This window comes from Erwinia sp. (assembly GCF_031978025.1).
Lineage (GTDB): Bacteria > Pseudomonadota > Gammaproteobacteria > Enterobacterales > Enterobacteriaceae > Erwinia.
In genome coordinates, this window is the sequence record NZ_DALZCD010000118.1 from 1 (window position 1) to 12,522 (window position 12,522).

Annotated in this window: 9 protein-coding genes; 3 read left to right on the top strand and 6 right to left on the bottom strand. The window is 58.6% G+C overall.

From position 1 onward, the window contains the following. On the bottom strand, positions 1–134 hold a 134-nt coding region (gene bcsR / locus RTK32_RS11215), incomplete at its 3' end, for a BcsR/BcsP family cellulose biosynthesis protein (protein WP_312043957.1). Positions 135–310: 176 nt separating this feature from the next. Here bcsR and bcsE point away from each other — a divergent pair. From bcsE to bcsG, 3 genes are read left to right on the top strand one after another with little or no spacing between them, the layout of a single operon-like run. Continuing rightward, positions 311–1,852, top strand: a complete 1,542-nt coding sequence (gene bcsE / locus RTK32_RS11220; RefSeq protein ID WP_312043942.1) for a cellulose biosynthesis protein BcsE — start codon at positions 311–313, stop codon at positions 1,850–1,852. Next, positions 1,849–2,034, top strand: coding sequence for a cellulose biosynthesis protein BcsF (gene bcsF, locus RTK32_RS11225; RefSeq protein ID WP_312043944.1), 186 nt, complete (start codon positions 1,849–1,851; stop codon positions 2,032–2,034). The genes bcsE and bcsF overlap by 4 nt, the downstream gene beginning before the upstream one ends. Further along, entirely contained in the window at positions 2,031–3,683 is a 1,653-nt protein-coding gene (gene bcsG, locus RTK32_RS11230) for a cellulose biosynthesis protein BcsG (protein ID WP_312043946.1), read from the top strand. Before bcsF ends, bcsG begins: the two co-directional genes overlap by 4 nt. 201 nt (positions 3,684–3,884) lie before the next feature. Here bcsG and RTK32_RS11235 read toward each other — a convergent pair whose 3' ends face one another. From RTK32_RS11235 to bcsB, 5 genes are all read right to left on the bottom strand, one after another. Then, positions 3,885–5,375, bottom strand: a complete 1,491-nt coding sequence (locus tag RTK32_RS11235) for a DUF2235 domain-containing protein (RefSeq protein ID WP_312043948.1) — start codon at positions 5,373–5,375, stop codon at positions 3,885–3,887. A 245-nt stretch (positions 5,376–5,620) separates the two neighbouring features. Further along, positions 5,621–6,619 (bottom strand): glycosyl hydrolase family 8, encoded by a 999-nt coding sequence (locus RTK32_RS11240; RefSeq protein WP_312043950.1) that lies wholly within the window; start codon positions 6,617–6,619, stop codon positions 5,621–5,623. Between the two features lie 11 nt (positions 6,620–6,630). Beyond that, entirely contained in the window at positions 6,631–7,098 is a 468-nt protein-coding gene (bcsD, locus tag RTK32_RS11245; protein WP_409451085.1) for a cellulose biosynthesis protein BcsD, read from the bottom strand. Further along, positions 7,095–10,838 (bottom strand): cellulose synthase subunit BcsC-related outer membrane protein, encoded by a 3,744-nt coding sequence (locus RTK32_RS11250; RefSeq protein ID WP_312043953.1) that lies wholly within the window; start codon positions 10,836–10,838, stop codon positions 7,095–7,097. The genes bcsD and RTK32_RS11250 overlap by 4 nt, the downstream gene beginning before the upstream one ends. 2 nt (positions 10,839–10,840) lie before the next feature. After that, positions 10,841–12,522: cellulose biosynthesis cyclic di-GMP-binding regulatory protein BcsB (gene bcsB, locus RTK32_RS11255; RefSeq protein WP_312043955.1), on the bottom strand; the 1,682-nt coding region annotated here is incomplete at its 5' end.

Consider the following 12,522-nt stretch of genomic DNA (forward strand, 5'->3'; position numbering starts at 1 on the left):
ATCGCAGCCAGCCTTTCCTGGCGGTCGATATCAATGTAGCGCCAGTTTTGTAGCGAAAAAGCGCGTTCCAGTTGCGCAATATCGTCCTGGGATCCACGCCCCAGCGGCCGCGTGTTGTCAGACTGTTGACTCATAAAGATAGCCCCAGAAGGCAGCAAAAAATCTTCCCCGAGCAAGAAAATTCTTAGGTCGGGTACCGGTCGGTTTGCTATAAGTTGTAATGTATATTAGCCAGAATACAATGATGCTACTTCATTTTTTAACTGGACTACACTCTAGCCGTAGGACAAGCCGGGTTGCGAAATATCTTATGACACCTCCATTTACGTTAGGATTTGAACAGGTCAGAGATGAGCTGATGCTGATGCAGCCGTCAGGATGTTACTGGCTAACGGCCAACCGTCAGGAGGACGCCCGTAGTCTGGCGCGTCAGTGCATCGTTGCGCAGCATACCGTGACGCTGATTGCGTCAGGCCTGGCGCCGGATTCGCTGCTTTCGCCCGCGCCAGTTGGGGGGCCTGCCGCCATCCCACTTTTTTCCCTGCCAGAAACCCGTCGGGCACTGCACGCTTTTACGGACGATCTGGCCCGTGTGCTGTCAGGAAAACCTCGTTTGGTCCTGTTTTTTGCCCCCGCTTCCCTGTGGGAAAAATTGAGTCAGGACGAGCTACGGCTGTGGACAAAAAAGATACAACACTTTCTTAATGCTAAACCCATCACGCTGCTAATCATTAGCTTTGGTTCAGTAATCAACGCGCTACGTACCCGCCTGCAAAGTCTTTACCGGCATATCGATGGCCTGGCTCAGCTCGACTGGCAGCACGACAGCTGGGATTACCGCATTAACTGGTGGGCCAACGGCGACGGCATGCTGGCCGATCGCGCCTTACGCCTGGACCTGAACCAGGACCAGTTCAGATTACTGGAAGGGGAGCAAAACACGCCGCTGACGCTCAACGACGAGACGCTTTATCTGGCGGAAAAATCGGTGCTGGAAGGCGCCCCACCGCTCTCCAGCCAGTGGACGCTGTTTGACGACAACGCGGAACTCTACCATCGCGCGCAGCAGGCCAGCACGGCAACCGTCATTTTTAGCCTGCAGCGTAACGACCAGATCCCGACGCTGGCGGAGCAGATCCATGCGCTGCGCCGCACGCGCGGTAGCGGCCTGAAAATAGTGGTGCGGGAAATGCGCGCCTCGCTGCGCTACAGCGATGAGCGACTGCTGCTGGCCTGTGGCGTTAATAGCATCGTGCCGCTCAACGCCACCATGTCGCGCTTTCTGACCATGCTGGAAGGTATTCAGGGGCAATCTTATAACCGCCATGTACCGGCCGATCTCAGTGCGTTGATGAAGTCGATGCAGCCTTTGCAGGCGCGTGGCTATCAGTCCTTGCCGGAGTTTTGTCAGTCGGTCACGCTGCTCGTCAACAATACGCTGCTGCCGGAAAACGGCAAAGGGCTGCTGGTGGCGCTGCGTCCCGTGCCGGAACTGAAGCCGGAACAGGCGCTGACGCTGTGTAAGCCGCGTCGCTACGGCGATCTGGTTACCTTATTAGACGACAGGCTCTATCTGTTTCTCTCTTCCTGCCGCTTTAGCGACTTAAATACCGCGCTAAAGTTTATTTTTCAGCTGCCGCATGACGAAATTTTTACCAACCGGCTGGTCTGGCATGAAGATTTGCAGATTTTGTCGGAGGTCCGCCAGCTGACCAGTCAGGTGCCAACGGCCTGGCGTGATGCGCCCGTGCCCCTTGCAGCCGTGCCGACACCGGCCGAGACCAGGCCCAAAACGCGCCGACAACCGCAAAATATCACCCTTGGTCAGGACTCACCGGACAAGACGATATGACAGTAATGGATGGAGTGCAGATCCTGATCCTGGCGGTTCTGCTGCTGCTGCTGCTGAAACCCTTTTATGCCCGCTGGCTGCCCAGGCAGTGGCGGGGGCTGGTGCTGCGAGTCACACCGCCTCGCGCGCTGAAGTATGAAGGCCTCTGGCGGCGTAACTCTTCAAAATCGGATAAGACATGAGTCGACCAAATACCCCAAAGCCGACGCTCCTGCTGCACTGGCGCGGCCTGGGCGGCTGGAATTTTTATTTCCTGATCAAATTTGCGCTGCTGTGGTTTGGGTATCTTAATTTCCACGCCCTGACTAACCTGGTCTTTCTGGCATGGCTGCTGTTGCCGATGCCCAGTGAGCGGCTGCACCGCTGGCGCAACTGGATCTCCGTGCCGATCGGCTTCGCGCTGTTCTGGCACGATACCTGGCTGCCCGGTCCGCAAAGCATTGCCAGTGAAGGGAGCCAGCTGGTCGGGTTCTCGGGAGCTTATCTGCTGGATTTGGTTAACCGTTTCGTTAACTGGCAGATGATCGGCGCCGGTTTCGTGCTGCTGGTTATTTACCTGTTTGTCTCGCAGTGGGTGCGCGTGTCGGTCCTGGTGTCGTTGATGCTGCTGTGGATTAACGTGGTCAATATGGCCGGGCCTTCTTTCGCGCTGCTACCGACCAAAGAGGTGACGCCGCCGGTGGCGCTGAATACGGCCTCGCAGCCTAACAGAGCCGCCACCAGCGCCAACGCGATGGATCAATCGGCGCCGCCAACCAGCGCGAACCTGACCGCCTATCTGAACAAGTTCTACGCCAGTGAAAAACAGCGGACTACCGCTTTCCCGGACTCGCTGCCCGCCGATTCGGCTCCGTTTGATATTCTGATCGTTAACATTTGTTCGCTTTCCTGGTCCGATACGGAAGTGGCTCAGCTACGCGATCATCCGCTGTGGAAACATTTCGATATCGTGCTGAATAACTATAACTCCGCCACTGGCTACAGTGGCCCGGCGGGGATCCGTCTGCTGCGTGCCAGCTGCGGGCAGACCTCGCACAGCGATCTCTATAAGCCGACCGACCGCCGCTGCTATCTGTTTGATAATTTGGCGAAGCTGGGCTTTAAAGAGCAGTTGATGATGGATCATACCGGCGTGTTTGGTAACTATTTGCAGGAGCTGCGCGACGATGGCGATTTACAGGCGCCGCTGATGTCGCAGGCCGGTATCGGCGCGTCGTGGACCTCGTTCGACAGCTCGCCGGTCTTTAACGATGGCGAACTGATGCAGCGCTGGCTGGATGACAGACAAAAAAGTGCAGATGCCCGTACGGCTACCTTTTATAACCTGATCCCGCTGCACGACGGCACGCGCGAGCTTGGCAGCACCAAGACCGCCGCCTGGCAACCGCGCGCCAAACTGTTGTTCGATCAGCTGGATACTTTCCTGACCAACCTGGATAAATCGGGTCGTCGTGTGATGGTGATTATGGTGCCGGAGCACGGCGCGGCGCTACAGGGCGATAAAATGCAGATGTCCGGCCTGCGCGATATCCCCAGCCCGAGCATTACCCACGTTCCTGTCGGCATCAGGTTTGCTGGTATGAAGGCGCCGCATCAGGATCGGCCGTTGACCGTAGAAGCGCCTACCAGCCTGATGGCGATCTCCGATCTGGTTTCCCGCGTAGTGGATGGTCAGGTATTTAACGCCGCCAACGTTAATATGTCGGTGCTGACCGAAAATCTGCCGCAGACGCAGGTCGTTTCGGAAAACGATAATGCGGTGGTAATGATGTATCAGGGCAAGCCGTGGATCAGGCTGAACGGCGGCGACTGGGTGGCCTACCCGCAATAGTGAACGGGGCAACGGATAATGCCCTGAGGCTCACCCGGTCATCAGCTCGAGATTAGGTTGGTGAGGAGGCAGGGGCAGACCGGAACACGGACACGCCCTGAGTCTCAGGGGGTAAGCGGCCCGTTTAGCCGCTGTTACTTTAAGGCGGCGCTGCTAAAAAGCCGTTCGCCGCTTTAAGCCAGTCTGCCCCCCCGCCCGGTATCAGGTCATTTTTTTGCCGTTGAGATCGTATACCGTACGCTGCCAGCGGGTGTCGGGACGGTGCACGAAAGCCCCCGATTCAACCGGCCTGACAGCATCCACAATGTTACCCCCGGCATCGGTCTGTACCTCATTCCAGTTCGCCGAACCGTGCAGATACCGGGCCGCCAGCAAAGCAATTTCGCCCTTGCTAAAATCGATGGGTTTCCGCCCGCACCGGACAGCCCGGCTCAGCGCAAGGGCTTTTTCATACAAAGGAAGCATTTCAGCTGGCAGCGTCAGCGCCTTGTCAGCGCCCTCTATGGCGTTAAACCTTACTCCCGCCGCCTGGGCGGCATCAATCATTACTCTGAGCGCCACTTTTGCCCAGTCGTTGCGCACGGTGCGCTGCAGGACGACCGCCGCGCCGCTGCGTTTTTGCAGCGTTCCGTAGCGATCGGCGGGCATTCTGTCGTCAAACCAGGTGCGTAGGGCCACTTCACCAGTCTCAATGTAAGGCGCGATGGCTGGATAGTCGCGCATGGCATCCAGCGCTTTGCTGGCGGCCTGGTAAACTCGGGTTTCCTCATCAGCCGTAGCCAGCGGCACGGTTTCTAATTGTGGGCGCGTCAGAAAACAGGTCTCCTGCTCAACGGCATGGTAGCCGCCACCGATATCCGAATGCACGCCAGGCAACGCGACCTCGGGCCAGGCAGGCTGCACGCTGTTGAGCGCAAAGTTAAAGCGGCACTCGTGCTGCGCGGTAAGGTGGAACACTTTCTCCGCCACGCCAGGCCGAAGCGCAAGGTTGACGTCGCCGCTGTCCGCGCTGTGGGGAGCCAGGCCGTTGGCCAGCGTTGCCACGGCGGCTACCGTATCGAAAAGGCCCAGAAAACGGGTTTTTCCAGCGGGTGAACCGCGATAATGCACGCCTTCCAGCCCTTTTTTTATCGCCTCGATGATGCTGCTGTCCTGATTAAACAGACGGTTAGCAAAATGGCGTGCGGCGGCGGCCCCCCGGCTAAAGCCGAAGAGATCGAACTGCAGTTCGTTGATGACCTGATTTGGGTGCTGGAGAGCGTATCTGTGCAGTATGCCGACCAGCAAGGCGACCGCCCGATCGGTTTTCGCCACGATGCCCTGGTCGCCCGTACCGAATGCCATATTCAGCACGCTATCTGCCTCGCCCTCCTGCGTGCCGATCCCGTCGATATAGAGGGATTGCTGGTGCTGGCTGCCGGCCGATTCAGTAACGTAAAGCGAATGCAGCCAATAGATGTTGGTGTAGTAGCCGATATGGCTGCCGATGGCGCTATCGCAAAAGCCCAGCGTCTGCTTTGTGGTGTGCTTCCAGGCCGCCAGCGCTTCGCCATCTTCCAACAGTGAGCCGAGGTGGCGTCTGGCATTCAGCGCGTTATTTCCGGTGCCGTCAAAGAAAATGCCGAGGGTTAAAGTGACGACTTGTGGTTGGGCGCTCTGGTCGTCCACAGAGGCAGGCCATAACGGGTTCATCTGGGTATCCGGTCAGGTTAAGAGGCCGCCAGTAAGCCGCTATAACCGGATTAAAACAAGGGTTTTGCCACGGCAAATTTTGCACCAGGCATATTAATAATTGGTAGGGTATTCAGTTTATTAGCTATTTTCGACGGCCAGAGCGACCGCTGTTTATTGCCGCCGTAGCGCGGTTGTCTGCACAGGCTTCAGACCTTCCGCCTCGTTTCGGCGAGGGCAGAAGGTCTGGTGCGACAGAAAAGACGTTACTGACTTTTATAAGCCAGCCAGGCCAGCAGCTGCAGGCTGGCAGAATAGTAATCCTGATCCTCCGCCAGCTGGTCACTGAGGTAGCCGGTCTGGTTCAGGGTAAGATCGCGCACCGCCAGCAGGCCGCCAGCCATAGCGTAAGGCGCCTTATTACCGTTGCTGACGTCAATCCACGCGGGGGTTTTGTCGCGCGCGAAGCCCATCCAGAAATGCTGGAAAGGCACCAGCTGCAGGCTCTGTGCATCATACCAGTAGAGGTAGAGCGGCACGCGGATAGCATCGTAAGAGAAGCGCGGTGCCCAGCCGGTGGCAGGCGCGACGCTGCCGTCAGCATTCAGGGCTACCCAATCCGTGGGCAGCGCAGCGTCGCCAAAACGCATTTTCGGCAGCAGATCCATCCCGCTGTCGATCAGGTTGGTCCACACTTTCAGATGGCTATGTGCAGCAAAATCGCGCCACGCCGGGAACAGCAAATAAGAAGGATTCAGTACCACGTAGCTGGTTTTATTAAAGCCCCGATCGCCAGGCAGCATCACGGTATGGCCCGCATAATTCATCACTTCTTTATCGACAATGGCACGCTGAATACGATCCGAAGCCTGTAAATAAGCGCTGTCCTGCCATTTCTGGCCTGCCTTCAGCAACGCCCAGGCGATCAGCACATCGCCGTCGGAAGCGCTGTTTTTATCCGCTACCGGATCGGTCGCGTCAGGCACGTATTTCCAGTAGAACAGGTTGGTTTGCGGGTTTTTCAGCTTTTTTTGCGTCCAGGCCCACAGCTTATCAAAACTGGCGCGATCGTTATTGGCGACCGCCAGCAGCATGCCGTAGCCCTGCCCTTCGGTATGACTGATATTTTTGTTGCCGGTATCCTGGATACGGCCTTCGCTGGTTAAAAACCGGCCTTTAAAACTGCCCCAGCCATCGGCGGCGCTGGCCTGCAAACAGCCCAGCGTCATTACAATCATCAATACGCTCGCCCTGAGCAAAGTCATGGGTAGATTCCTTACAGCTGATAACGGAAAGTGGCAGTGGTGCTGCCGGGATCCAGGCAGGTCAGCGAAACGGCGGGGCTGCCGCCCTGTTCGCCCAGCCAACGGGCGTACAGGCCGCTCAGCACCGCAGCCAGCGCCTGCCGCCACTGTCGGTCATCCATTTGACCTTCTCCCGGCGGCAGGGCCATATGATGAATTAAGATCGCGGTTTCATGGGGCTGCACGTCAACAAAACCCCAGTTAAAACGCGCCAGTACCTGATTAATTTGCTGCTCCAGCTCGCCAACGGTACGCGCCGTGCTCAACGGATAACGCCCGGCCAGGGTATCGCCCATCTGCCGTAAAAACGCGTGGCTTTCCTGCTCGCCCGCGTTATTCAACATCCCGTTAATCATCACGCTCAGCAGATCGAACCAGCCGGGCTGATACTGTTGCTGACGGTAGTAACTCAGGGTACGTTCCTGAAATTCATTCATTATTTCTCTCCGAGCCTGTAGCGGAAGTAAAGTTGAGCCGTGCTCTCGTTGTAGTTGCCAAAGGTGTCATAACCCAACTGACCGCCAACGGTGACGTCCTTGTTGACCTTATAATCCGCGCCCGCATGAAGATTATAGCCAATGCCGTTTTTACTGCCGCCCGCATAGTAAGCTTCGGTAGCGTAACCGGCGTCATAATAGCTTTGCAGCTCTGCCTGTTTACCCGGATCGGTCGGGAAATAAGCGCTGCGATCCTGCGAGTAAGACTGATACCCCACGGAACCGCCTACCTTCACCTTCAGATCGTCATAGTTTTTGCTCCAGTCCACCGGCAACGACACGGCGACGAAATCCTGCGGGCTGAAGTAGCCGCCCTGGCCGTAGCTGTAGTAGCTGAGGTTTTTCGAGAAATCCATCCAGCTCATGCTGACCCCGGTTTTCAGTTCGCTGTTATCGTCGTGATAAGGACGCACATAGGCGCCTGCCGTACCGTTCAGACTCTGGTTGCTGGCAACGTTCTCACCGATATAGCTGTATCCGCCCGCGCCAATGTAGAAACCGGCATCACCGTTGTCATAGCTCAGCAGCGCGTTGCCGCCGTTTTTGGTAACCGCGCCCCATTTTTTGCCGCTCAGCTTGTCTTCGGTACCGACATAAGAGAGCAGGCTATCGGTCACGGCGCGCCGTTCGCCAGTCAGGATCAGCGTCAGGTAGTCGCTAAGCTTCGGCGACCACTGGATCCCCCCCACCAGCGTGCTGAGATCCTGACCGAGCGGCGTCGATCCCAGGTCGATCTTAAAGTTGTCGTTGGTCAGGCCGAGGTTGACCTCTACGCCAGCGGCGGCTTGTGAACCCGGTGAATTAAGCAGTACGTCCGAAGGCAGGCTCTTGTTGGCCTGAGCGATGCGCCCCTGCTCCAGCGCCTGGGTACCGACGCGCGCGAGTGACGTGCCAGACGCGCTGCCTGCGTTGAGCGTGACCGGCGTCAACGTAAAGTTAAAGCGCGTGTCGCCATAAGGCACGCTGGACCAGGTCAGCGGCGCTTTCGCTTCGGTCAGCTTGCTCAGGCCCGTTTCGCCGTCGCGCCCTCTGACCTGCACGCCAGCCTGCGCCCAGGTGCCGGTTCGCTCCTGGAGGCCATCCATCATGGTATCAATCTGGTGCAGAGTCTGCGCCTGCTGCGACATGCGTTCGGTCGTGCCCGCGTCCGCTGGCGCCTGCTGCCATGGCATCACCCCATCGTAAGCGGAAGGCGATTTGCGCACGGTGCGGTCTACAAACGGGTTATCTGCCAGGGCCACACCGCCCGTTGCCGCCATCGGGCCGTCCTGCAAGCCGATCATCTTGCCACGCGCGTTGCGCAGATACGCCAGCGCCTGTTGATGATCGCCATCGGCTTCCGCCACGCGAGCCATTAACAGCAGACGCTCAGGCGTCTGTTCACCCTGTAACCCGCCGAGCAGCGCTTTGGCTTTTGGCAAGTCATGCATTGTCAGCGCCACATCGATAGCGCCCGCGCGTGCATCCTGCGACGGCGTGTCATGGGTCATCAGGTAATCGTAAACCACGCCCGCTTCTTTATTCATTTTGCCAGACTGATAGAGGCGGCCCATCGCGAACATCAGATCGCTGTTCTGCGGATCGTGCTGCAGCGCGCCCATCAGCTTGTCGTAGGCGGCCGCATATTTACCCTGAGTGCGCAGGCGGTCAGCTTCGTTGATCAGATAGCCGTTCTGAATACCGGCCAGCTGGGCTGGCGTGCTGTTAGCCTGCAGTGCCGGATTACTCAGGAAGCTTTGCGCTTCACTGCCCAGCCCGGCCTGGTTCAGCACGGCCACCTGTAGCGCATAATCGCCTGCGTTACCCTGCACGCCACGCTGCATGTTGTTACGTACCACGTTGACGGCCGCGTTGAGATCGCCCGCATCGGCCAGCCCTTTAGCCAGGCTGCCCGCATCCGCCGGATTCGTTGGCGGATTCATCGTCAGCGCCCGTAACGTGTTGGCCGCGGCGGCGGCCGATCCCTGCGCCAGATACTGCTGCGCAACCGCCATTTGCAGATTAAAGTTCACACGATGAGAAAGTTCACGCATGTCGCTGTTCTGGCTATGCAAACGAGACAGCAGCGTCTGGGCTTGCTGCCAGGCACCTCTTTCGCTGGCGAACAGCGCGGCGGCATAAATTTCATTGTTGCTGGCCGTAGAGCTAAAGGCAGGCTGCATCACTGCCGCCGCCTGGGCGGTGTCGCCCTGCTGCTGATAAAGACGAGCCAGATCGAGCCGCAGCCAGGCATCGTTGGGGAAGCGCTGGAGGCCGGTCATCAGCAGCCCGATGGCGCGTTGAGGATGGCCACTCAGCGCCGCCTGTTTGGCTTCCCGACGCAGCGGATCGCTGGTCACCCCGGGACGCGGTGCCATGCTGGCCCGCACGCTTTCCGGCAGTGCGGAGAGCAACGCGCTGGCCTCGCTGCTGCGGTTCTGCTGACGCAGAACATAAAACAAGCCTTCTTTTGCCGTGCGGTTATCCGCATCACTTTGCAGGATGGCACGATAGGTTTGTTCGGCGGCGTCCGGTTGATTGTTGCGGCGCTGGACGTCCGCGCGGAACAGCTTCGCCGCCACGCCTTTTTCGCCTTCTGCCTGGCTCAGCGGTTCGCTCAGGCTCAGGGCCTGCGAGACGTTGCCTGCCTTCAACGCCTGCTGCGCACCGGCCAGCTGGCCATAGAAGCGGGCATCGGCGGCCTGCTGCTGGCGCTGCTGGCTGTTGTCGCCGCCCTGCTTCGCCGCCCGGTCAAGATAGTCGGCGGCAGCGGCATAGTTGCCGCTGCGCTGCGCCACGTAACCCAGCCCCGCCAGCGCGTCGGCATCTTCAGGATTGGCCTGTAAAACGCGACCGAAAGCGCTTTGCGCGCCGGATACGTCACCGCTGTTCAGCGCGGTAAAGCCTTCGCCTTTTTCTGCGCCACCCGCGTTTTTGCGGAAATAGTCCATCACCGCGCGGTCCTGAGGATGGCGCTGCTGCCATACCTGGTAAAGCGGCGCGTCTTCCGGCTTCGCTGCCAGCCACAGCATCGCTTGGCGCAGCGATCTGTCGGCAGCCTCGTTGCCGTCCGCCATACTGCTTAGCACCTGCATCCCTTCGCGGCGGGTAGTGGCGTCGTAAGTCAGCGCCTTGCCCAGAGCCAGCTTCGCGCCGGTATCCTGCGGATGTGAGGCAGCGAACTGGCGCAGCGCGTCAACCGCCTGCGGCAGCAGCGTGCGGTCGCCTGCCATCGTCAGATAATATTCTGCGGCCACGCTGGCTGGCGGCTCATTGCCGCTAAACGTGTTGCGCCAGGTTTGCAGCGAGGCAGCGATATTGCCGCTGTGGGCCTGCTGACGCGCCAGCGCCAGCTGTGCCGTAGGAATAGACTGAAGTTGCCGGGCATTATCCAACTCGCTCAGCTTTGCATCATTGGGCGACACCTTGCTGAGGCGCTCGCGGAAGGAAGCCGCTGCCGCGCCGTCGCCGCTTTGCTGTGCCCACAGCGCCATCAGATAAAGTGCCTGGACGTTGTTACCGTCCACCATCAGCACTTTATTCAGCGCGTCGCGCGCCAGTTCGTCATGCGCCTTCTGGTGCCAGTAGTTAGCCTGGCTGAACAGTGCCTGAAGAGCCGGGTTTGCGTCGGTGCCGGTGGAAGCCGCACCCGCTGCCAGCGTAATGCACGGCAAGCCCAGCGCGATAAGCGTTTTGATCTTCATAGTTATTTTTTCTCGCCCGGCGTCTGCCGATCGTGTTGCGGATTCAGCCGTTTCCAGGCGTGACGCTTCAGCAAAATAAAGGTACTTAATCCCACACTTGTGGAGAGCAGAAGCGCTATCAGCGCCAGCACCACCGCATGTTGGTTGGCATACCACACCACCATCATGTACCACGGCATTTCCCCGCTGGGGAACTGTGCGCCCACGCGGAAGCTGCGGATGCCGTTTTCATCGGTGATAATGGCGGTATCGCCGCGGATCCCGGCGTTAATGCGCTGCAACTTCAGGTCATTGTGCAGGCTGGTCAGTTGACCATCGTCGGTCGCTACGGTCGCCACCACCACGCGTGATGGGTTCCAGGGTGAGCGATAGCTGATAAAACCGCGCCAGTCTTCGTTAGAAGAGAAATAGCGATCTGCATCCACCGCCTGACGCGTCCAGTCGCCAGCCAGCCAGCCGCGCAGGTTATCCACCAGCGTTGGGGCTTTCACGCCCAGCGTGTGTCCATTGACCTCAAAAGGCGAATGACGCAGCAGCGCCTGGTTAAAGCCGTTTTGCGCCAGCGTGGAGAACGCCAGTACATCACTGTCACGCAGCCTGTTGAGCTGAGCGCCATCGGCGGGCACCCCGAACAGCACGCTGTTACTGCTCAGCGCTACGCCGGTAGCGTTACCGGCACGTCCGGCCATATCCAGCAGCGCACCGATCTCTGCATTGCTGGGCGCTTCAGGCAGCAGCAGCACGGTTTGCGAATAATCCGCAAAGCGCGTAAACGGGAAAGATGCACCGACAAACCAGGAAAGATTCGGCAGCAGGGTAAAGTGACGGGTATGGCTCAAATCGATCCAGGCGTCGTCCTCGATCCGGCTCTTGATATTGTTATTGGTCAGCACGCTGCACGGCGCGCTGGCTTTCGGCTTGATATTGAAATAGAGCTGTAGCTGGTTATCGCCATAAATCAGGTAAGGATCGAACTTCAGGGTATATTTTTCCTGCCGCGCATCGCCGCCCAGCCGGTGCCAGATATTTTCCAGTAGCCCGACTTTATTCACGGTCAGATTGCGCAGGAAAGTGCCGTTCAGGCTGACGTTAAGGAAAGAGCTCTCTTCATCGATCCAGCTTTCTGACGGAAAACGATAGTTCAGCTGCACCGGCACCGTTTCGCCATCCCACAGGAACAGATCGGGCGCGGCGCGGAAATTTACCTTCAGCGCATCGTGCCAGATGCCGATAGTGGTCAGGCTCTGATCTTTGCGCAGCAGTTCGCGCAGGCGCACCGGGCGGTCGGTGTTGATCCAGCGCGGTGCGTCATAGGCCTTGCTGGCGGGGATAGCCTGGTGCCCGACAGCCAGCGAGTCGCTGTCAACGCTCAGCGGTTGGGTCAGTCGCCAGGCGGCCTGGCGCAGCTCATCATCCGTTTTACCGATAACCAGCATCAGCTTATAGACCGGATTAATCGGGTTATCGATCATCTGCAACGTCGGCCCGTTCACCTGCGGCACGGTCAGGCCCGCAATGGTTTCGCCGGGCTTAACAAACACGATGCCGTTTCTTTCCGGCATATCATTACGCAATACCGGGAAGTTGATGCCGCGATAGTCGGCCTGAATCCCCAGCCAAGAAGAGACGATTGCCGCCGCGCTGACCTTGCCTGGCGTGACGTCAGCACCAAACACCATTGCCA